15 protein-coding genes are annotated in these 19,962 nt (G+C 77.2%); 7 read left to right on the forward strand and 8 right to left on the reverse strand.

The window, feature by feature from the left end; genetic code table 11:
• Positions 1–74 precede the first annotated feature (74 nt).
• Positions 75–677, forward strand: a complete 603-nt coding sequence (locus IHE55_RS16905; protein ID WP_197989785.1) for a Uma2 family endonuclease — start codon at positions 75–77, stop codon at positions 675–677.
• 106 nt (positions 678–783) lie between these two features.
• On the opposite strand, the gene murQ is transcribed toward IHE55_RS16905, so the two are convergent.
• Positions 784–1,737: an N-acetylmuramic acid 6-phosphate etherase gene (murQ, locus tag IHE55_RS16910; protein WP_197989786.1), complete on the reverse strand. Its 954-nt coding sequence runs from the start codon at positions 1,735–1,737 to the stop codon at positions 784–786.
• A 134-nt stretch (positions 1,738–1,871) separates the two neighbouring features.
• A complete protein-coding gene (locus tag IHE55_RS16915) occupies positions 1,872–2,906 on the reverse strand; it encodes a MurR/RpiR family transcriptional regulator (RefSeq protein ID WP_372442764.1) in 1,035 nt (344 codons plus the stop codon).
• A gap of 188 nt (positions 2,907–3,094) precedes the next feature.
• Here IHE55_RS16915 and IHE55_RS16920 point away from each other — a divergent pair, with 188 nt between their 5' ends.
• Both IHE55_RS16920 and IHE55_RS16925 read left to right on the forward strand, forming a co-directional pair.
• The gene (locus IHE55_RS16920) at positions 3,095–3,460 is read left to right on the forward strand and encodes a DUF8819 family protein (protein WP_197989787.1); all 366 of its coding nucleotides are present in this window, start codon (positions 3,095–3,097) and stop codon (positions 3,458–3,460) included.
• The gene (locus IHE55_RS16925) at positions 3,460–3,723 is read left to right on the forward strand and encodes a DUF4031 domain-containing protein (protein WP_197989788.1); all 264 of its coding nucleotides are present in this window, start codon (positions 3,460–3,462) and stop codon (positions 3,721–3,723) included. Before IHE55_RS16920 ends, IHE55_RS16925 begins: the two co-directional genes overlap by 1 nt.
• 504 nt (positions 3,724–4,227) lie before the next feature.
• On the opposite strand, the gene IHE55_RS16930 is transcribed toward IHE55_RS16925, so the two are convergent.
• Both IHE55_RS16930 and IHE55_RS16935 read right to left on the reverse strand, forming a co-directional pair.
• Positions 4,228–5,655: a Cmx/CmrA family chloramphenicol efflux MFS transporter gene (locus IHE55_RS16930; protein WP_197989789.1), complete on the reverse strand. Its 1,428-nt coding sequence runs from the start codon at positions 5,653–5,655 to the stop codon at positions 4,228–4,230.
• A gap of 387 nt (positions 5,656–6,042) precedes the next feature.
• A complete protein-coding gene (locus tag IHE55_RS16935; RefSeq protein ID WP_197989790.1) occupies positions 6,043–6,717 on the reverse strand; it encodes an HD domain-containing protein in 675 nt (224 codons plus the stop codon).
• A 441-nt stretch (positions 6,718–7,158) separates the two neighbouring features.
• On the opposite strand from IHE55_RS16935, the gene IHE55_RS16940 reads away from it, so the two are divergent.
• Both IHE55_RS16940 and IHE55_RS16945 read left to right on the forward strand, forming a co-directional pair.
• Positions 7,159–7,923 (forward strand): copper homeostasis protein CutC, encoded by a 765-nt coding sequence (locus IHE55_RS16940; RefSeq protein ID WP_197989791.1) that lies wholly within the window; start codon positions 7,159–7,161, stop codon positions 7,921–7,923.
• Between the two features lie 89 nt (positions 7,924–8,012).
• Positions 8,013–8,765, forward strand: a complete 753-nt coding sequence (locus IHE55_RS16945; protein ID WP_232265592.1) for a sensor domain-containing protein — start codon at positions 8,013–8,015, stop codon at positions 8,763–8,765.
• 117 nt (positions 8,766–8,882) lie between these two features.
• On the opposite strand, the gene IHE55_RS32310 is transcribed toward IHE55_RS16945, so the two are convergent.
• Positions 8,883–10,226, reverse strand: coding sequence for an MFS transporter (locus tag IHE55_RS32310; RefSeq protein ID WP_197989792.1), 1,344 nt, complete (start codon positions 10,224–10,226; stop codon positions 8,883–8,885).
• A 301-nt stretch (positions 10,227–10,527) separates the two neighbouring features.
• On the opposite strand from IHE55_RS32310, the gene IHE55_RS16955 reads away from it, so the two are divergent.
• On the forward strand, positions 10,528–10,884 hold the full coding sequence (locus IHE55_RS16955; RefSeq protein WP_197989793.1) for an ArsR/SmtB family transcription factor: 357 nt from the start codon (positions 10,528–10,530) through the stop codon (positions 10,882–10,884).
• Between the two features lie 255 nt (positions 10,885–11,139).
• On the opposite strand, the gene IHE55_RS16960 is transcribed toward IHE55_RS16955, so the two are convergent.
• Positions 11,140–13,251, reverse strand: coding sequence for a HelD family protein (locus tag IHE55_RS16960; protein ID WP_197989794.1), 2,112 nt, complete (start codon positions 13,249–13,251; stop codon positions 11,140–11,142).
• A gap of 791 nt (positions 13,252–14,042) precedes the next feature.
• Between IHE55_RS16960 and IHE55_RS16965 the strand changes: the two genes are divergently transcribed.
• Positions 14,043–14,234, forward strand: coding sequence for a hypothetical protein (locus IHE55_RS16965; RefSeq protein WP_197989795.1), 192 nt, complete (start codon positions 14,043–14,045; stop codon positions 14,232–14,234).
• 172 nt (positions 14,235–14,406) lie between these two features.
• Here IHE55_RS16965 and IHE55_RS16970 read toward each other — a convergent pair whose 3' ends face one another.
• Positions 14,407–16,056 (reverse strand): DNA repair helicase XPB, encoded by a 1,650-nt coding sequence (locus IHE55_RS16970; protein WP_197989796.1) that lies wholly within the window; start codon positions 16,054–16,056, stop codon positions 14,407–14,409.
• 699 nt (positions 16,057–16,755) lie between these two features.
• Positions 16,756–19,908 carry a helicase C-terminal domain-containing protein gene (locus IHE55_RS31375; protein ID WP_232265593.1) on the reverse strand — a complete coding sequence of 1,051 codons (3,153 nt, stop codon included), beginning with the start codon at positions 19,906–19,908 and terminating at the stop codon, positions 16,756–16,758.
• Between the last annotated feature and the right edge of the window lie 54 nt (positions 19,909–19,962).

Genomic DNA, 19,962 nt, shown 5'->3' on the forward strand with positions numbered 1-19,962 from the left:
GGCCGGTAGCGGCCCGGTGCCCCGTCCCGTCCGCCTACGCTGCCCGGTGAGGGCCACGGAGAGGAGACCCCGCGATGACCGCTGCGATGGTCGGACCCGGCCGTGAGCACGGCCACCGGATGTGGGACTACCTCGTGCGTACGTGGCAGGAGCTGGACGTGCCCGAGGGCTGGCGCGCCGAGATCGACGAGGGAAACATCACCTTGGTTCCGCCGCCCACCGCCGAGCACAACTTCATCACGGGAGCCGTGCACAGCGCACTGTTCCGCTGCCTGCCCGAGGGCATGGGCATCTACCGGACGCTGGGCGTGTTCATCGCTCCGCTGGAGAAGGTCTACGTCCCCGACCTGGTGGTGATCGAGAGTTCGCTGCTCACCTCCGGCGAGGACGACGACATCGGGTCGCTGGACGCGGCGGACGCGCTGCTGATGGTCGAGGTCACCTCCAGGAGCAAGGCGAGGGACGACCGTACGAAGAGGCTCCGGGCCTACGCCCACGCGCCGGTCCCGCTCCATCTGCTGATCGACCGGTGGCACGAAGGCGGGGCCACGGTCACCTTGTACTCGCACCCCAGCGGCGGGGCGTACCAGAGCAGTGTCCAGGTGCCGTTCGGGAAACCGGTGGAGCTGCCGGAACCCTTCGGTACGGCACTCGACACCTCCGCCTACCCGCGCTGAGCGGGTTCCGCGCGGGCCGGTGCGCGGAACCGCTCGGCGCGGGACGGGGCACGACGGGCCGGGTGCCGGCGGTCGTCGGGTCGCCGGGTGCCGGCGGTCGCGGGTGTCAGCGGTCGCCGCCGGGCCGGGCGCCGGCCGCTTCCAGGGCGGTGCGCAGGTGGCCGTGCGCCTCGCCGAGCAGCCGGTCCGCGGTGGCCGCGTCCACCCCGCCGAGGAGGGTGAGGATGGCCGGCTTCACCTCGCCGCCGGTGGCCGTGAGCGCCTGTTCCACCGCCTCGGCTCCGGCGCCGGTGGCGAGCGTGACGATCCGCCGGGACCGGGCCCGCAGCTTCTCGTTGGAGGCGCGGACATCGACCATCAGGTTCCCGTACGTCTTGCCCAGCCGGATCATGGTGATGGTCGAGAGCATGTTGAGCACCAGCTTCTGGGCGGTGCCCGCCTTGAGCCGGGTGGAGCCGGTGAGCAGTTCCGGGCCGACGACGACCTCGATGCCGTGGTCGGCGGCGGCGGCGAGCGCCGAACCGGCGTTGCAGGACAGGCCGATGGTGAGCGCGCCCAGCTCCCGGGCGTAGGTGACGGCGCCGACGGCGTACGGGGTGCGGCCGGAGGCCGAGACGCCGACCACGGTGTCGTCCGGGGTGAGGGCGAGGCGGCCGAGGTCGGCGGCGGCCAGCTCCCCGCTGTCCTCCGCGCCCTCCACCGAGGTCACCATCGCCTCCGGGCCGCCGGCGAGCACCCCGACGACCTGCCCGGGCGCGGTGTTGAAGGTGGGCGGGCACTCGCTGGCGTCGAGCACCCCGAGCCGCCCGGCGGTGCCGGCGCCGGCGTAGATCAGCCGGCCGCCGCGGGCCATCCGCTCGGCGGTGTCGTCGATGGCCGCGGCGATGCGCGGCAGCTGGCTGGCGACCGCGGCCGGGACGTCGGCGTCCTCGTTGTTCATCAGACGGGCGATCTCGACGGTGCCGAGCCGGTCGATCTCGGCCAGCTCGGGGCGGAACGCCTCGGTGGTCAGGGTGTCGAGCTGGGCGCGCAGCGCTGCGGAGTCGGGCGTGACGGACATCGGAAGGCAGCTCTCCATGACGGGTGGGGGTGGGGGTTGGCCGGGCGGTGGTCGGTGCGTGCGTGGCGGGCGATGGTGCGGTGGCAGGTGGCAGGTGGCAGGTGGCAGGTGGCAGGTGGCGCGTCGGGGCCGGGTCAGCGGGCCGGGCGGGAACCGTGCCGGTGGGCGAGGGCTTCGTAGGAAGCCGCCAGGGCGGGCGCGGCACTCTCGTAGGTACGCTGCGCCACGCCGACGAACAGGCAGTCCACGACCAGCAGTTGGCTGGTGCGGCTGGACATCGCGGCGGGGCGCAGCTCGCTCTCCCGGGCGGTGGAGGTGGTCAGGATGTGGTCGGCGTACTGGGCCACGCCGCTGTCCGGCCGTCCGGTGATGGCCACCGTGGTCGCCCCGTGCTCGAAGGCGACCCGGAGCGGTTCGACGACGTCGGTGGTCCCGCCGGAGTGGGTGATCGCGATGGCCACGTCCCCGGACCGCAGCTGCACCGCGTTGGTGACGGCCAGGTGCGGATCGCCGGGGGCGTGCGCGATCAGCCCGATGCGCAGCAGCTTCTGCACCAGGTCCTGCCCGACCAGGTGGGAGGCGCCGATGCCGTACACGTCGATCCGCCGGGCGGCGGCGAGCGCGGTGACGGCGGCCTCCAGCTGGGCCACGTCCAGCCCGGCGGCGGTGTCGGCCAGGCACTGCTGTTCCTCCTGGGCCAGCTTGGCGACCACGTCCGCCATCGGGTCGTCCACCGCGATGTCGGCGGTGACGGCCGGGGCCCGCCCGGCGGCCTGCTGGGCGGCGAGCGCGGCGAGGGCCAGCCGCAGGTCCCGGTATCCGGGGTAACCCAGCAGCCGGGAGGTGCGGACCACCGTCGCCTCGCTGGTGCCGGTGCGTTCGGCCAGACCGGTGACGGTGAGCGCGGCGCACCCGGCCGGGTCGGCGGCCACCGTCTCGGCGACGCGCTGCATCGAGCGGGTCATGGACGGGGCGAGGGTGCGGACCTTCGCAGCGAGCGCGCCGGGGGCGGGCGGCGGCGCCGGCGCACCCGACGGCCCGGCGAGGGCGCCGGGTCCGGGGGTGTGGACTCCGGTGGGGGTGGCGGAGCCGGGGGGATCGGCGGAGGCGGCCGGCGGGCCGCCGCCACCGGTGGCGGCGGCCCCGGGAACGGCCGCGGCGGGGGTGATCACGGCCGGGGCGCGGGGAGCGGTGGCCGTCGTCGGTGGGACGTCCGGTGCGATGCCGGGGACGGCGGCGGCGAGCGCGTCCCGGGCGGGGCCTCGGGGGAAAGTTTCCTTCAGTGGGCTGCTCACCCGTGAAAAGTATTTTCGGCTCCGGGGAGCGTCAACCCCTGGTACGGCGCGACAATGCGGTTATGGAGCTCGAACAGGCACTGCACACGGCGCGGGCGCGGGTCCTCGCGGACCTCACCGCGGGGGACGTCACCCGCGCGGACATCGTCTCGCTGGTGGAGGACGCGATCGCGCACCGGCGGTGGTGGGTCGAGCAGTGGCCGGACGGCGTCGCCTTCCTGGCGGGGCTGGTGGCCCAGGACGTCCAGGACGCGCTGCTGGAGCGTTACGGCCGGTGGCCGCTGTGCCCGGTGTGTGTCGAGGGAGGCGACCCGCACGCGCTGGACGTGGAGCCCGAACTCGGCCCCGACCCGCACTGGGTGTGCGGCAAGACGGCGGTCGCGGTCGCCCGGGTCGGCTCGCTGGGCAGCGCGGGGAGCGAGGAGTGATGGCGGTCTACATCGACCCGCCGGTCTGGCCCGGTCACGGGCGGATGTGGTCGCACCTGGTCAGCGATGTCTCGTACGACGAGCTGCACGCCTTCGCGGACCGGATCGGCGCGCCGCGCGGGGACTTCGAACGCGACCACTACGAGGTGCCGAGCGAGCTGTACGGGGAGGCGGTCCGGGCCGGCGCGGTGGAGGTCGGCAGCCGTGAACTCGTCCGCAGGCTCGTCGCGGCGGGCCTGCGGCAGCAGGGCACCCCGCACTGAACCGGCGCCGGGCGCCGGACGGTGACCGGGGACGGAGTGGCGGGCGTCGGATGACGGCCTGGCCGGGGAGCGGCCGGGCCGGGCGGCGGTAGTGGGTGACGGCGGTGAGCGGCCGGGCCGGGCGGCGGGCATCCGGTGAGCGCGCCGGCACCGGGCCGGGCCGATGCAGCCGGTGAGCGGCCGGGCCGGGGCCGGGCGGCGGCACGTGGGTGACAGCACCGAGCGCCGGCACCGGGCACCGGTACACCCGGCCGTGGGGCCGGGCCCGGCGTGCGTGGCCCGGTTCGCGGGGTCGTTCGTCGTGGCGGTCCGTCCTGGCGGCCCGGTCCGTGGGGCCGGGTCTGGCGGGGTCCGGCCGGCCGGGGTACGGCCGGGTTCGCGCGGCTGGGCGGTGCGGGCGCGGCCCGGTCGGGGCCGGCCGGGCGCCGGACGGTGGCCGGGGGCGGAGTGGCCGGGCGTCGGATGACGGCCTGGCCGGAGAGCGGCCGGGTGCCGGCGGACGCGTCAGGCGTGACCGGCCTCGGTGGACACCCCGCAGGCCACGGTCGGGGCCTCGGCCGTGCCGGGTATGCCGGTGCCCCCGGTGCTGCCCGCGTCGCCCGGGTCGCTCGCGGCGCCGGTGTTCCCGGTGGCCTTCGCCGACGGGGCCGCGGCGGTGGCGTCCCGGCCGGGGGCCGTGCCCGTGCCGGTGCCGGGGCCCGTTTCGCCGCCGGTGTCACCGTCCGGGCGCGCCGCCGTCGGGGCCGCGGGCACCGACCGGGTGATCACCCGGGAGGCCTCGGTACGCCGGTGGAGGCGGGCCGCGGCGACCGTGGTGGCCAGGGCCCCGACGGCCAGTACGGCCCCGGTCCAGGCCACCGCGCGGTAGCCCCACCCGGCGCCGATGACCAGGCCGCCGAGCCACGGCCCGAGGGTGTTGCCGATGTTGAAGGCGGAGGTGGTGGTCGCCCCGGCGAGGGTCGGCGCGGCCCCCGCCACGTTGAACATCCGGGCGTTGAGCGCGGGCGCGGTCCCGAACGCCGCCACGCCGAGCAGCAGGGACAGCAGCACCACGGCGACCGCGTGCTGCGCGGTGAGCGCCAGCGTGGCCAGCACCACGGCGGCCGCCGAGATCCCCACGTACATCGTCCCGAACAGATGTGCGTCGGCGGTCCGCCCGCCGACCGTGGTGCCGATCAGCGCGCCCACCCCGAAGAGCGCGAGCACCGACGGGACCCAGCTCTCGGAGAGCCCGGCGACATCGGTGAGCAGCGGCGCCAGGTACGAGAAGAAGCAGAACACCGCCGCCGCGTTGAGCGCCGTGCCGATCAGGGCCAGCCAGACCTGCCGGTCGCGGTAGATGGCCAGCTCGGCGCGGAGCCGCGGCCGGTCGGAGCCGGTGGGCACCTCGGTGCGCGGCACCAGGGCCAGGACGCCGACCAGTCCGACCGCGGCGAGCGCGGCCACCGCCCAGAACGCGGCCCGCCAGCCGGCGTGCTGCCCGAGCAGCGCGCCGGCCGGGACACCGGCGATGTTGGCGATGCTCAGTCCGCCGATCATCACCGCCATGGCGCGCGCCCGCGCGGTCACCGGCACCAGTGACACGGCGACGGCCGCGCCGACAGCCCAGAACCCGGCGCAGGCCAGCGCACTGACGACGCGTGAGGCGAAGAGCACCGCGTAGTTGGGCGCCAGCGCCCCGGCCACCTGGCCGAGGCCGAAGGCGGCGAGCAGCGCCACGAGGGTGGTGCGGCGGGGCAGCCGCAGGGTGGCGGCGGCGAGCAGCGGGGCGCCCACCACCATCCCGATCGCGAACGCGGAGACCAGCAACCCGGCTTGCGGGATCGACACGCCCATGTCCCGGGCGAGCGGCTGGAGCAGACCGCTCAGCATGAACTCGGACGTGCCGAGCGAGAAGACGGACAGACCGAGGACATAGACGGCGATGGGCATGTCAGGTGGCAACGCCTGGCCGCGGCCGGGCATTCCCAGGTGGGCGGGCGGATCGGTGCGCGGACGGATCGGCGCGCGGGGCGCGGAAGCGGCGCGTCCGCGGGCGCGCCCGGGCGGACACCGGGACGCCGGCCGGTCGGCGGCACGGCGCGTCCACCGGCGGACGGCGTGCGTGCACCGGTGGGTGCGGGACGGCGGTACGTGTCGCGCGCGGCCGGGGCCGCCGGCCGTGGGCGCGCCGGATCCGGGAGCCGGCGTGGGCGATCCGGGCCCGGCCTGGTGTCGGGCCGGCCGTGGGCGCGCCGGATCCGGCCTGGTGCGGGCCGGGCGTGGGCATGCCGGCTCGGCCGAAGGCCGGGCCGGGCGGCGGCGGGGCCCGGCACCGGATCAGACGCTCAGCAGCTCCAGTTCGGTGCCGAGGTTGAAGCGGGCGGTGCGCTCCCAGTGCTCGTGGCCGTACGGGGTGCGGAAGAGCCGGGGCAGGCCGAGGAGGTGCCTCAGGACCGCCGACCGGCCCTCGCGAAACGCGTCGTGCGGCACGAAGCCGTACTCCTGCCGGACGGCCGCCGCGTAGCCGGCGTACTGCTGGGGCGAGCCGGCCAGTACGGCGAGGTCGGCGTCGCACAGCACCTCGCCGTTGGTGTCACCGGGGGCGGGATCGTGGTCGGCGGTCAGCCGGACCAGCCGGGCGACCTCCGCGACGCGCGGGGCCGGGACCCCGGCCTCGGTGAGCGCACGTTCGGCGAGGCGGGCGCTCGCCTCCTCGTTGGTGGAGCGTTCCGGCACGTAGACCGCGTCGTGGAACCACGCTGCGAGACGGACCGCGACGGGGTCGGCGGCGTGACCGGCGAGGGTGTCCACGTGGTCCAGGACGCTCACCAGGTGGGCGGTGGTGTGGTAGTGGCGCCGGGGCTCCGCCCACCGGGCGAGCAGGTTCTCGCCGTACGGCCGCGGGTCGGGGCCGGGCGCGCCGTCCCGCGCACCGGTCAGCAGACCGGCCCAGCGGGTCAGCAGGGTCTCGTGGTCGGGGAGCGGACGCTGCGGGGACTGCGGCGTGGACATGAGGCCATTGTTCCGCCGTTGCCCCGTGCGGCGCCTTCCGCCCGCTGCTCCCTCTGCCGGCCCGGTCGTGGCGTGCCTCGCGTCGCCCTCCTGCCGGCGGCGGTCGTGCGTGCTCCCGGTCGGCGCCGGCCCGGTCGTGCTTTCTCCCGTCCACCGCCGGCCGGGCCGTGCCTCTGCGCCGTTCCTCTCGCGCGCCGCTCCTCGTTGCCGGCCCGGTCGTGGTGCGCCGCGCGCCGGCCGCCGGCTCGTGCCCGGCCCGCGTTCCGGTTCCGTCCCCGGCGGGACGCGGTGGGCGCCGCGGTGCCCGACGACCGGCGTGGGCCGCGGGGTTCCGCCGCCGGTGGGGGGTGCGGCGCGGGTGGTCCGGGCGGGTGCCGGGGCGGCGCGGACCCGGCGGAGGCGGTGTTCCGGCGCCGCGCCGACTGTGGCAGGCTGTGTTATATGTCTAGACCAATTCTTGAGGTGATCGCTCTCGACCCGGCGGACGCGGTCGCAGCCCAGGCCGGTGGCGCCGACCGCCTTGAGCTGGTCGCCGACATGGCCGCCGACGGGCTGACCCCTGCCCGGGAGACCTTCGCCGCCATCCGCGCCGCCGTGGAGATCCCGCTGCGGGTGATGCTGCGCGCGAGTGACGGTTTCGCCGCCGGTGACCCGGCGGCCCTCGACGCGCTGTGCCGGTCGGCCCAGGAACTGCGGGCGGAGGGGGCGGAGGAGTTCGTCCTGGGCTTCCTGACCCCCGACGGCATGCCGGACATGGCCGCGGTCACGGCGCTGACCGAGGCGATCGGCGTACGGAACGGCGCGGGTGCCGTGCGGTGGACGTTCCACCGGGCCATCGACCGCGCCGCGGACCGGGACGCGCTCCGCCGGCGGCTGGCGGAGGTGCCCGGCCTGGACACCTACCTCACCGCCGGCTCGGCGCTCGGCGTGGACGACGGTCTCCCGGTGCTGCTGGCGGAGGCGGCCCGCGGGGCCAGGGGCCCGGTCGAGATGGCCGGCGTGGTGCCGGAACCGGCCTACCGTCCGCGCATCATGGTCGGCGGCGGGCTGCGGCTGGACCACCTGCCGACCCTCCGTGAGGCCGGCATCGACGCCTTCCACATCGGCGGCGCCAGCCGTCCGGCGGGCTGGGAGGGGCCGGTGGACGTGGCGGCGGTGCGCGAGTGGCGTGAGGCGCTGGACGCCCCGGCCGCCCTGGTGGGCTGAGGAGAACCCCGGTGGTGGGGTTAGCACCACCCCCGGGAGACCGGCCCGCCGGATGGGGGGCGGGGCCGGTTCCGCGGGACAGTGGCGTCATGACCGACATGACGCCGCCGTACCTTGTGTCCCGCGCCCCCTCCCCGTACGCCGGACGCGAGGGCCTGAGCACCTCCGGCCCGGACGCCCGGTGGGATTCCGGGCCGCTCGCGGAGCGATCCGGGCGCACCGGGCGGTTCGGCCGCGAACTGGGCTACCTGCTCACGGGGCTGCCGCTGGGCATCGCCGCGTTCACGGTCGCGGTCACCGGTTTCGTGGTCGGCGCGGCGACCTTCGTGACCGTCCTCGGCCTGCCGGTGCTGCTGGGCACGCTGGCCGCCGCGCGGGCCTTCGCCCGCACCGAGCGACGGCGGGTGGAGCACGTCACGGGCCGCCCGCTGCCGCCGCACCACTACCGCCAGGCCCCCGCCGACACCGGGATCGGCGGCAAGCTGGGCAGGCTGCGCGAGCCGCAGTCCTGGCGCGACCTGGTCCACATGGTGGTGTCCTTCCCGGTGCGGATCATCGGCTTCTGCCTGGCGGTCACCTGGACCGTCGGCGGTCTCGGGGAACTGCTGAACGTCACCTGGTCCTGGGCGATCCCGCGGGACGACGGCGACCAGGGGCTGCTGGACCTGATGTTCGACGTGGAGTCACGCGCCGCCGACATCGCCTTCCACACCGGCATCGGACTGGTCCTCCTGGCCACCGCCGTCCCGGTGATACGCCTGCTCACGGCGGCCCAGACCGGTCTGGCCCGGGGCCTGCTGACCAACCCGGCGGCCGCCCACCGGACCGGGGGCGGGTGGTAGGAGCCGGGCGGACGCCGCCCGTCCCGGACCCCGCGTGGTGAGCCGGGTCCGGGGCCGGCGGGGCGGTGTGCCCGGGCCGGGCCCGGACCCCGGGAGCGCGGGCGGACCGGGCGGTGTTCACGGCCGGGGGGTGGCGCCCGCGACCGTCGTGCCGGTGGTGGCACCGGCGGCGGTCGTGCGGGTGGTGGTGGCCGTGCCGGTGGGGCCGGCGGTGGTCGCCCCGGTCGTGCCGGTGGTGCTGGTGGTGGCGGGCGTGTCCGTGGCGCCGGCCGGTGCGGCGGCCTCCGGGCCGGCGGTGTCGGCGCCGGTTCGCCGGTCGGCGCCGGCGGACCGGGTGGTGACGGCCGCCAGGACGGCGGCGACGGCGGCGAGACCGGTGGCGGCCAGCGGGAACCAGCGGTCGCCCAGGACCGCGATCGCCAGACTGCCCGCGCCGCCGCCGGCCGCCACGCCCAGGTAGAGGGCGCTGCTGTTGAGCGAGATGAGCAGCGGGGCCTTCGCCGGGTCGAGCGAGGCGAGCCGGTGGGGCAGGGCGACGGAGACCGCCCAGCCGGCGACCGGGGTCACCACGGCGTACGCCAGCGCGCCCGGCATCGACCGGGCCGCCCAGGGGAGGGTGGTGAAGGCGAGCGCGGCGACGGCGCTGCCGGTGAGCAGGACGGTCCGTACCCCGAAGCGGTCCACCGCCCGGCCGCCGAGCCAGCTGCCGGCGACCGAGGCGACGCCGGTGGCGAGCAGGATCAGGCTGAGGCGTCCCCCGTCGCCGCCGGTGGCCGGCCGGACCGCGGTCGCCAGGTAGATGTAGACGGAGTTGAACGCCAGGAAGAAGGCGAACGTGGTGCCGGCGGCGCCCAGCACCCGGCGGTCGGTGAGCGGGGCGACCCGGGCGCGCAGCCCCGGGGCGGCGGCGGGCGTGGCGGGCAGGTCCCGCAGCAGCAGGGCCAGTCCGGCGAAGGCGGCCACGCCCAGGGCGACGACCAGCCACATCGTCAGCCGCCAGTCGGTGCGGCCGATCCAGGTGCCGAGCGGAACGCCGAGCGCGGTGGCGACCGTCATCCCGCCGAGCACGGTCGCCAGCGCCCGGCCGCGCCGCTCCGGAGGGACGATCGAGGTGGCCACCGCGTTGGCGGCCGGGGTGTAGAGGGCGGCGCCGGCCGCGGCCAGCACCCGGGTGGCCAGCAGCACCCCGTACTCCGGGGCGAGCGCGCTGAGCGCGTTGCCGATGGTGAAGACGGTGAGCGCGGTGAGCAGCAGCCGGCGGCGCGGCCAGGAGGCGGTGAGCGCCGCCAGGACCGGGGCGAGCAGCGCGTAGGACAGGGCGAAGACGGTGACCATCTGGCCGGCGGCGGAGACGGAGACGCCCAGGTCGTCGGAGACCTGGGCGAGGATGCCGGCCACCACCATGGTGTCGGTGCCCACGGCGAACGTGCCGAGGGCCAGCAGGAGCAGGCGGAGACGCACGGATTCCCTTTCGGAGGGCAGCGCGGAGGAACGCCACGGGGGCGCGCGGTCGGCGCGCGGCCGGGGCGTACGACGGGACGACGCAACGGTTTGACGCTCGTCAAACAATAGAGATTGGTGGATGATTGTCAAACAATTGCGGGGCCGTGCGGGAGTGCGGGGCGGACGGACCCGGAGGGGCGCGGACGGGTACACCGGACGCCGGCGCGGCGGCCCCGCGCCGGCCGCGGCCCCGCCCCGCGGAGCGGAACGGCATGGTCCGGCGGAGAGCGACGGCACGGTGCCGGCGGAGAGGAGCGCCATGACGGCGGAGCGGCTGCCCCAGCCGGACCGGGACGAGATCGAGCTGGTCAAGGTGTTGCACGCGCTCGCGGACCCGGTGCGCATCCGGCTGCTGGAGATCTACGGGGACGGGGAGGAGCACGGCTGCGACCCCTGCCTGCTCGGCCTGGAGCACCTCCACAAGTCCACGGTCTCGCACCACCTGCGGGTGATGCGGGAGGCGGGCATCACCTCGACCCGTGCGGCCGGCCGGCACCGTCTGGTGCGGCTGCGCCGGGAGGACCTGGACGCCCGTTTCCCCGGCCTGCTCGACGCGACGCTGAACGCGGTGCGCCGCGGGACCGCCGCCCCCGGCGGTCCGGCCCCGGCCGCCTGACGGCGGCGCCGGATCTGCCGGTGGGCCCGGGGCCGGGCCGGTGGTGCGGGCCGACCCGTGGTGCGGCCGGCCGGCGGCCGGTGGTGAGCCCGGCCGAACACCGGCCCCCGCGCGGTGCGGGCCGGACGCGGTGCGCCCGGGACGGGCGGCCCCGTCCGGCGCGCTGCCGGCCCGGCCGACGTGGGCCGGCCCGGCCGGCGGGGGCGGGCCGGCGAGGTGATGGCCGTGGGGGCGCGCGTCCCCACGGCCGGGGCGTCAGCTCCCGGTGCCGGCCAGCAGCTCGGGCAGCGGGGCCGCGTGCACCACGGTCAGGCCGGAGACGGCCCGGGTCAGGGCCACGTACAGCCGCCGCAGGCCGGTGCGTTCGTCCGGTTCGCCGTCCACCACGGCGGCCGGTTCGTCCAGCACCACGTGGTCGTACTCCAGACCCTTGGCGAGGGTCGCCGGGACCAGGGTGAGCCGGGATTCGGGGGTGGTCTCCTCGCCCGGGGCCAGCCAGCTCAGCCCGGCGGCGGTCAGCGCTTCGGTGAGTGCGGGGAGCCGGGCGTCGGCCGCGATGAGACCGATGGACCCCTCGTGCCGCAGCGCCGCCCGGCAGGCCGCCACCACCTCGGCGTCCAGCTCCCCGGCCGGCACCGCCCGTACCGAGAAGTCGCCGGGGGCCTCCCGCACCGAGGTGGCCTCGGTGAGTCCGGGCGCGATCGCGGGCAGCAGCCGGGAGGCGTACGCGATCACCTGGCGCGGCACCCGGAAGCCCTGGGTCAGCTCCTCGACCAGCCCGTCCGGCTTGCCCAGGTGGGCCAGCGCCTCCTGCCAACTGCCGGTCGCCCAGGGGGTGGTGCCCTGTGCCAGGTCGCCCAGGACGGTCGCCGATCCGGTGGTGCACCTCCGGCCCACCGCCCGGTACTGCATCGGCGAGAGGTCCTGGGCCTCGTCCAGCACCACGTGGCCCAGCGACGGGGTGCGCTGGATCAGGTCGGCCGCCTCGTCGATCAGCACCGCGTCGGCCGGCGACCACTTCGCGCTCCGCACGCTGCGGGCCGGCCGGGACCACACGACGGCCTTCTGCTCGTCGGCGGTGAGCAGGCCCTCGGCGTGCTCGGCGAGGAACTCCGGGTCGGACAGCAGCCGCAGCACCAGCTTCGCCGGGTCCACCGGGGGCCAGACCGCCTTGACGGTCGCCTTGACCGCGGCGTTGCGGGCGACCGCGTCCTGCACCCGGTCGTCCGGTGCCTCGCCGGCCTGTTCCATCCGCACCAGCACCGCGTGGGCGATCCGCTGCGGCAGCGCCTCGCGGGCCGCGCCGTACCGCATGTCGCGGTCCAGCAGCTGCCGGACGATCTCCTCGATCTCGTACGCGGGCACCCGCCAGCGGCGCGACCCGCGCACCACCACACAGGCCTCGGTGGGCATGGTGACGTGCGACCGCAGCGCCCGCCGCAGCACCTCGGCCATCCGGGCATCGCCCTTGATCCGCGCGGCCTGCGCGTCGTCGGTCCCGCGGACCGCCACCCCCTCCCGCGCCACCAGGTCGTCGACGGTGGCCTGGGCGACCTGCAACTCGCCCAGCGCCGGGAGGACCTGCTCGATGTACCGCAGGAAGGAGCGGTTGGGCCCGACGACCAGGGTTCCGGTGCGGGAGAGCCGTTCCCGGTGCGCGTAGAGCAGGTACGCGATGCGGTGCAGGCCCACCGCCGTCTTCCCGGTGCCGGGCGCCCCCTGCACGCAGACCGTGCCGCCGATCCCGGCGCGGACGATCTCGTCCTGCTCGGGCTGGATGGTCGCCACGATGTCCCGCATCGGGCCCACGCGCGGGCGCTCGATCTCGGACTGGAGCAGCCGGCTCGCCCGGTCGCCCTCGGTCGGGTCGGTGAGGTGCTCGTCCTCGTAGGCGGTCAGTTCGCCTCCGGTGTAGCCGAAGCGGCGGCGCAGCGCCACGTCCATCGGCTGTTTCCGGGACGCCTGGTAGAACGCCTGGGAGACCGGGGCGCGCCAGTCGATCACCATGGGGTCGCCGTCCGCGTCGTGCACATGGCGGCGGCCGATGTAGTAGGTGGTCGCCGCGTCGTCCTCCGCCCCGGCCGCCTCCCCGTCCGCGCGGTCCCGTCCGTCCGCGCGCGCCGCGCCGTTCGCCGCCCCCGCGCCGTGCGCCGCGTCCGTACCGCCCGCATCGCCCGCACCGTCCGTACCGCCCGCACCGTCCGTGCCGGGCGGGGCCAGGTAGGTCAGCCGTCCGAAGAACAGCGGGGTGTGGGCGAGATCGGCGAGCGCGGCGATCCGCTGCTCGATCTGGTGCTGGAGCGCCTCGGCGTTGACCCAGTTGGCGGTCACGTCCCGGATGTCGAGCGCCTCGACGTCGGCGCGCATGGCCCGCAACGCGGCGCGGGAGGCGGCGAGATGGGCCCGTTCGCGCTCCAGCGGTCCGTCGTCCCCGTCCTCGCTCCCGTGCCCGGCGCGCCCGCCGTCCCCGACCCGCCCTCGGGGGGATTCCGGGTCGGTTCCGGGGTCGGTCCGGTCGGCGCGGCCGGTGCCGGCGGGGGAGGGGCCGGGCCGGTCGTGCGGCGCGCCCGGCCCGTGCGGGGCGGTCGCCGGGCGCGGTCCGTCGCCCGGCGCCGGCCGGCCGGGGGCGGTCCGGCCGGCGGCGTGCGGCGTCCGCGCCTGGGCGGCGAGGCTGCCCCGGGGCGGGGGGCCGGGCCGGTGGCGGGCTGCCCGGGGGCGTCCGTCCGGTCGGCGGTGTGCCGGTCGGGATCGTGCGGGACGTGCTGGTCAGGGGCGTGCGAGGGCACGGCGGTGGCCTCCGGCTGAGTGCGGCTTTGTCCGGTAACACGGGGAAGGGCGCGTGCCGGGCGCACGCGCGTGCCGCCCGGTTTCCGTCCGGGCGGCGGCTCTTCCCGGGCCGGCCCGGGTGGGCCGCACGGGAGGCGGGAGGTCCCCGGGGCCGGCCGGGGCGCCGGAACGGGTCCGGGCCCGGGGCGATCCGGGGGAAGGCGCGATTGTAGCCAGCGGGGAAATGCGGCGCGAACGAATTTCTCCGCGGGGATCAGGGTTTCCCCGGATCTCCCGTAGGGGGCGGCTGCCCCTGTGGTCGTACGCGGCGGCGTCCACGGTTACCCCGGCAGACCGATGTGTTCCGCCCCCGGGAAGAGCACCCTGGAGACATGAGCACAGCAGCCATCAACCCCGCTTCCGGTTCCGCCGCCCACGGCGCCACCGCCCTCCGCGAGGACGCCGAGGGCCACCCCCGCCACCTGCTGGGCAACGCGCTGCGCGCGGTGAAGGTCTTCGCCGCCACCGCCTTCAGCGTGGTCGTCCTCGGCGAGTACGGCGAGGAAATACACCCCGGCCACTGAGCACCGCCCCGCCCGTGCCTCCGTCCGGCGCGCCGGTGCCGCCGCCCGGTGCGCCCGTGCCGGGTACGCCCGCGTCCGGTGGGCCCGCGCCGGGCGCGCCCGTGCCCTCGTCCGGCACGCCCGCCCGCTCGTGAGGGTCGCGCGGTGGTGGCCGGTTCGGCCGCGTCCGGGGTCAGACGTCCTCGTCCGCCAGCAGCTCGCCGGAGTCCACGATCCGGTAGGCGTACCCCTGTTCGGCGAGGAACCGCTGCCGGTGGGCGGCGAAGTCCTGGTCGATGGTGTCCCGGGCGACCACCGAGTAGAAGATCGCCGGATGGCCGTCCGCCTTGGGGCGCAGCACCCGGCCCAGCCGCTGGGCCTCCTCCTGGCGGGAGCCGAAGGTGCCGGAGACCTGGATGGCGACGGTCGCCTCGGGCAGGTCGATGGAGAAGTTGGCGACCTTGGAGACCACCAGCACGGAGATCTCGCCCCGCCGGAACGCGTCGAAGAGCTTCTCCCGCTGGGCGTTGGTCGTCTCACCCTTGATCACCGGGGCGCCGAGGTGCTCGCCCAGCTCGTCGAGCTGGTCGATGTACTGCCCGATGACCAGGGTCTGCTGTCCCTTGTGCCGGGCGACCAGGGCCTCGGTGACGTGCCGCTTGGAGGCGGTGGTGGCACAGAAGCGGTACTTCTCCTCCGCCTCGGCGGTGGCGTACGCCAGCCGCTCGGAGTCGGTCAGGTTGACCCGGACCTCGACGCAGTCGGCGGGCGCGATGTAGCCCTGGGCCTCGATCTCCTTCCACGGCGCGTCGAACCGCTTCGGCCCGATCAGCGAGAACACGTCGGACTCGCGGCCGTCCTCCCGGACCAGGGTCGCGGTGAGCCCCAGCCGCCGCCGCGCCTGGAGGTCGGCGGTGAACTTGAACACCGGCGCGGGCAGCAGGTGCACCTCGTCGTACACGATCAGGCCCCAGTCCCGGGAGTCGAACAGCTCCAGGTGCGGGTAGACGCCCTTCCGCCGGGTCGTCAGCACCTGGTAGGTGGCGATGGTGACCGGCCGGATCTCCTTCCGGGTGCCGCTGTACTCGCCGATCTCGTCCTCGGTGAGCGAGGTCCGGCGCACCAGCTCGTGCTTCCACTGCCGGGCCGAGACGGTGTTGGTCACCAGGATCAGCGTGGTGGACTTGGCGGTCGCCATGGCACCGGCGCCCACCAGCGTCTTCCCCGCGCCGCAGGGCAGCACCACGACGCCGGACCCGCCGTGCCAGAAGCCCTCCACCGCCTGCTTCTGGTACGGGCGCAGCGCCCACCCGTCCTCCCGCAGCTCGATCGGGTGCGCCTCGCCGTCCACGTACCCGGCGAAGTCCTCGGCGGGCCAGCCCAGCTTCAGCAGGGCCTGCTTGATCTGGCCCCGCTCGGAGGGGTGCACCACCACGGTGTCCGGGTCGATCCGGGCGCCGACCAGCGGCTGGATCTTCTTGGAGCGCAGCACCTCCTCCAGCACCGGGCGGTCGCTGCTCTCCAGCACCAGCCCGTGGCTCGGGTGCTTGAGCAGCCGCAGCCGGCCGTAGCGGGCCATGGTCTCGGCGATGTCGACGAGGAGGGCGTGCGGCACCGGGTAGCGCGAGTGGGTCACCAGTGCGTCCACCACCTGCTCCGCGTCGTGCCCGGCGGCGCGGGCGTTCCACAGGCCCAGCGGGGTCACCCGGTAGGTGTGGATGTGCTCGGGGGCCCGCTCCAGCTCGGCGAACGGGGCGATGGCCCTGCGGCAGGCGTCGGCCTGCTCGTGATCGACTTCCAGGAGCAGGGTCTTGTCACTCTGGACGATGAGGGGTCCGGTCACGCGGGTGAGCCTTCCGTTCCGTTCCGCCGGCGGTGCGCCGGGATGGCCGGCCCGGCGCGGGGTCTGGAGTGGCCAAACCCCCAGTGTCCCCCATCGCGGAGCGACCCGGGAAAGGTTCCACGTACGGTGAGCGGCCCCTGGACCCGCGGTAGCGGCCGGGGGACCGGTGGGCGGCGTGCGGGGCGTGCGAGGGGCGAGGGGCCGGGGCCGGTGGGCGGGGCGTGCGGGGGCACGGGCCGGTGTGCGGGGGCCGGTGGGGGTCGGGGCCGGGCGGATGGGTGGCCGTGGGCCCGGCGGGTGGGCCCCTGCGGATCGGTGGCCGCCAGGCCGGTGGGGGCCCAGGTGCGGGCCGCGGTCCTGGGGCGCCGGTGCGGTGGGGTCCGGGGGTGTGCCGGTGCGGCGGGGGTCCGGGTGTGCCGGTCCGGTGCGGTGCGGTCCTGTCGTCCGGCGCCGGGCCGGGTATCCGGCCCGGCGCCGGGTCCGACGGGCTCGGGAGCCCCTCGGGGCCGCTCCGGTACCTGCGTCCGGCGCCCGTACGGTCACCGGTGCCGGTGCCGGTCCAGGTGCCGGCCGTACGGCAGCCCGGGTGCTGCCCGGTGCGCTCCGACGGGTGGGCGGGCGAGCGGGCGGGCCGGGCGCGCCGGGTCCGGCAACCGGCTCGGCCCGGCCCGGTCGGGCAGCGGGCCGCGAGCGGTCCGGTCAGCTCTCCTCGTCGGTGAGTTCGGCGGCTCCGGTGACCCGGTGCAGGGGGTAGGTGCGCACCTCGTCGGCGGTGTGGTCGTAGGCGGTGACGAAGCCGCCCTCCACCCGGACCGGGGCGATCACCCGCTGGCTGGCGCCGCCCTCGGCGTTGACGTAGCCGATCCACACCGGGGTCCCGGTGAGGACGGCGGCCTGCATGGTGGCGAGGGTCTCGGCGGTGCTGGTGCGGGGCAGGCCGCCGGCGGCGGGTGCGGTCCCGGCGCGGCCGGTGGGTGCCGGCACCGCCTTGTGGGGGGTGGTCGCCGCGCGGTCCCCGGCGCGGATGGCGCGGATCGCGGCGCCGAGCAGCGTCTCGTCGGGCACCGGGGGGCCGTCCGGCACCGGGACCGGGGCGGCGCGGGGCGGGGTGCGGTGCGCGTCCGGGCGGGACACCACCACATCGCCCTCGGCGGACTCGGCCGCCGGCGCGTACCCCATGCCGCGCAGCCCGTCGAGGAGCGCTTCCGGGGGCACCTGGGCGGCCAGCACGGTCGGCGCGAGCCGGCGCAGCCGCAGGTTCGCCGCGCGCCGGTCGGCGAGGATCTCGGCGAGCAGCGCGTCGTCGTCGCAGCGGACGTAGGCGGAGGCGGCCCCGACGCGGAGCAGGCCGTGTTTGCGGGCCACGTCGTCGATGAGGTAGCTCAGCGGCTGCGGCACCGGGGTGCGGGAGTGCGCGGCGAGGAATGCGTGCAGGTCGGCGGCGGAGCGGCCGGCGTCCAGGGCGCGGCGCACCGAGGCCGGGGTGAACCGGTAGACGGTGGCACCGCCCTTGGACTCGACCTCGGCGAGCACCCCGAGGGCGGCGGCGAGCGGGCGTTCCAGCGGGCCGGGCGCGACCGCGGTCAGGTCGGCCTGGAGCAGTACGTGGTCGAGCGGTTCCGGCAGCAGCGGCGCGAGCAGCCGGGCCGCCTCCGTCATCGCGGCGGCGGTCCGGTCGGGGCCGGCGGGCCGTCCGGCGGACGCGGTGCCGCCGCCCGCCCCGCCGGCGGGGCGGGCCCCCGTGGTGCCGGGACCGGGGCCAGTGGTGGCCGCTCCGGTGCCGTCGCCGGGGGTGGCGGCCCCGGAGCCGTGCGCGGCACCGAGCAGCGCGCGGCCGTGCGCGGCCAGTGCGCCCCGGCCGGTGACGCCGAGCAGTTCCGCCTCGGCCAGCGTCCAGCGGGCGAGCCGGGACCGCAGGTCCTCCAGGCGCGCCGGCGGGCCGGCCGGCCCGCCGGCCGCGCGGGTCCGGCCCGGGGACGGGGCCTCCGGCGCGGTGCCCACGAAGGCCCCGGCGGACGCCCCGCCGGCGGGACCGGTCGCGGGAACCGGGGCGGCGGCCGGCGGCCGGGTGGCGCCGTTCGCCGCGGGACCGGTGCCGGCTCCGCCCGCGCCGGGGCGCACCCCGGCGCGCGCCGCGGTGCCGCCCGCCGCACCGCCCGCGGTGCGCAGCGGCCGTTCCCAGCGCAGCCGGGCCAGCAGGGACTCCTCGGTGAGCGCGGTGCCGGCCGGCGGCGCGGCGAGGAGTTCCAGGACGCGGCGGCGGACCTCGGGCGCCGGCGACCGGTCGAGGTCCGGCCCGAGGGCGGCGAGCGTACGGCCCTTGGCGTCGCGCGTGCCGACCAGCCCGGGGGTGCGGGTGGCCGCCAGCCAGGCGGCGGCCAGTTCCGCCCAGCGTTCGGCGGCGGGCAGCCGGAGCCAGTCGTCGTACGCCGGGGTGGGGGCGAAGCGTTCGTCCGCGTCCCCGTCGGAGGCGAGCAGCCCGGCGGCGTGCGCCAACTCGATCCAGAACGCCGCCACCGGCTCGGTGACGTCCAGCGCGGCGGCGGTGCGCCGCAGGTCACGGACGCTCAGCCCGCCCGCGCGCAGCACCGGGGGCCCGCCGGTGTCCCACAGCCCCAGCAGCTCCTCGACGGTGGCCAGCGCGGTGTGCGCCTGGCCGGCCGCGGCGGCGTCCACAGTCTGTGGACGGTGTTCGGCCGCGGGCTCCGGCGCCGGCGGCAGGGGCTCGGGGTCCCGGTGGGTCCGGCCGCCTCGCAGGTGGAGCCCGACCTCCCGGGGCAGCACCACGTGGCGGGGGCCCGACGGCAGCAGCAGGCCCCGGTCGAGCAGCCACCGTACGGGCGGGCCGGGCGCGGCGACCGACACCTCGCCGAACGGCGGCCCCCAGGTGAGCCGGGCGAGCACCGCGGAAGCCTCCGGCGGGGCCTGCGCCAGCAGCGCGGCCATCCGGGCCCGGTCCTCGAAGAGGGTGGTCAACGCGGCGACGGCGGTCACCGGATCGTGGGTCGCCGGGAGCCCGGCGGCGGCCAGGATCTCCTGGAGCCGGCCGGGCGACATGCCCGCCGTCGCCTCCGCCACGGTGGGCCCCAGACCGGTCGGCGACGGCGCGCTGCCGGACGGCGCCAGCAGCTCCCGGGCGGTACGCACCAGCCGCAGCCGGTCGTCCGCGCCCCAGACCAGGGCCTGCGCACGGAGCGTGCCGAGCACGCGCGGCAGTTCGGCGGCGATCGCGGCGCGCGGGGTGGTGCCGGCGGCAGCGTCGCCCGGAACACCGGTGGCCGCGCCGGTGGAGGTGCCGGTGGGAGCGGCGGCGGCCGGGACCGCCGGGCCGGCGGACGTGCCGGCGGGGGTGGAGGCGCCGGTCGCGGTGTCACCGGCCCCGGACCGCTCCGCCGGGATCCCGGCGTCACCGGGCCGCCCGGTGCCGTCTCCGGACCGTTCCGCCGGGGTCCCGCCGTCCCCCGGCCGTCCCGCGGGGCCGTCCCCGGGCCGCACCTCCGGGTCGTCCCCGGTGAGCAGCGCCAGCAGGGTCGGGTACGGGCACGGGTCCGGGGCGACGGCGAGGGCCTCGGCGGTCTGCAGGGCGAAGCGGTCCAGCCGCTCCACGGCCCGGACCACCGAGGCGCGGGTGCCGGCCCGGGTGGCCAGCTGCGTCAGGTCGCCCGGGACCGGCGACAGCAGATCGGGCCGGCTGCGCAGCAGTGCGGCGAGGGACTCGTCGGCGCGGTGGCGCAGTTCTTCGGCGAGCGTGCGCGGGCCGGCGCCACCGGTGCGCCCGGCCGCTCGCCCGCCGTCCCGGCCGCTTCCATTCCCCGGCGCCGGAGACGCGCCCGGGGTCCGCGAGGTGGTCATTCGATCCACAGTAGCGGGTGGCCGGGCCGACAGGCCGGGTCGTGGACGGCCCCG

This window comes from Streptomyces pactum (genome assembly GCF_016031615.1).
Lineage (GTDB): Bacteria > Actinomycetota > Actinomycetes > Streptomycetales > Streptomycetaceae > Streptomyces > Streptomyces pactus.

What these genes read in the sequence shown, in the direction of transcription:
- IHE55_RS16905 (WP_197989785.1), top strand. Translation starts at nt 75, where the DNA reads ATGACCGCTGCGATGGTCGGACCCGGCCGTGAGCACGGCCACCGGATG.
- murQ (WP_197989786.1), bottom strand. Translation starts at nt 1,737, where the DNA reads ATGTCCGTCACGCCCGACTCCGCAGCGCTGCGCGCCCAGCTCGACACC.
- IHE55_RS16920 (WP_197989787.1), top strand. Translation starts at nt 3,095, where the DNA reads ATGGAGCTCGAACAGGCACTGCACACGGCGCGGGCGCGGGTCCTCGCG.
- IHE55_RS16925 (WP_197989788.1), top strand. Translation starts at nt 3,460, where the DNA reads ATGGCGGTCTACATCGACCCGCCGGTCTGGCCCGGTCACGGGCGGATG.
- IHE55_RS16930 (WP_197989789.1), bottom strand. Translation starts at nt 5,655, where the DNA reads ATGCCCATCGCCGTCTATGTCCTCGGTCTGTCCGTCTTCTCGCTCGGC.
- IHE55_RS16935 (WP_197989790.1), bottom strand. Translation starts at nt 6,717, where the DNA reads ATGTCCACGCCGCAGTCCCCGCAGCGTCCGCTCCCCGACCACGAGACC.
- IHE55_RS16940 (WP_197989791.1), top strand. Translation starts at nt 7,159, where the DNA reads ATGTCTAGACCAATTCTTGAGGTGATCGCTCTCGACCCGGCGGACGCG.
- IHE55_RS16945 (WP_232265592.1), top strand. Translation starts at nt 8,013, where the DNA reads ATGACCGACATGACGCCGCCGTACCTTGTGTCCCGCGCCCCCTCCCCG.
- IHE55_RS16955 (WP_197989793.1), top strand. Translation starts at nt 10,528, where the DNA reads ATGACGGCGGAGCGGCTGCCCCAGCCGGACCGGGACGAGATCGAGCTG.
- IHE55_RS16960 (WP_197989794.1), bottom strand. Translation starts at nt 13,251, where the DNA reads ATGCGCGCCGACGTCGAGGCGCTCGACATCCGGGACGTGACCGCCAAC.
- IHE55_RS16965 (WP_197989795.1), top strand. Translation starts at nt 14,043, where the DNA reads ATGAGCACAGCAGCCATCAACCCCGCTTCCGGTTCCGCCGCCCACGGC.
- IHE55_RS31375 (WP_232265593.1), bottom strand. Translation starts at nt 19,908, where the DNA reads ATGACCACCTCGCGGACCCCGGGCGCGTCTCCGGCGCCGGGGAATGGA.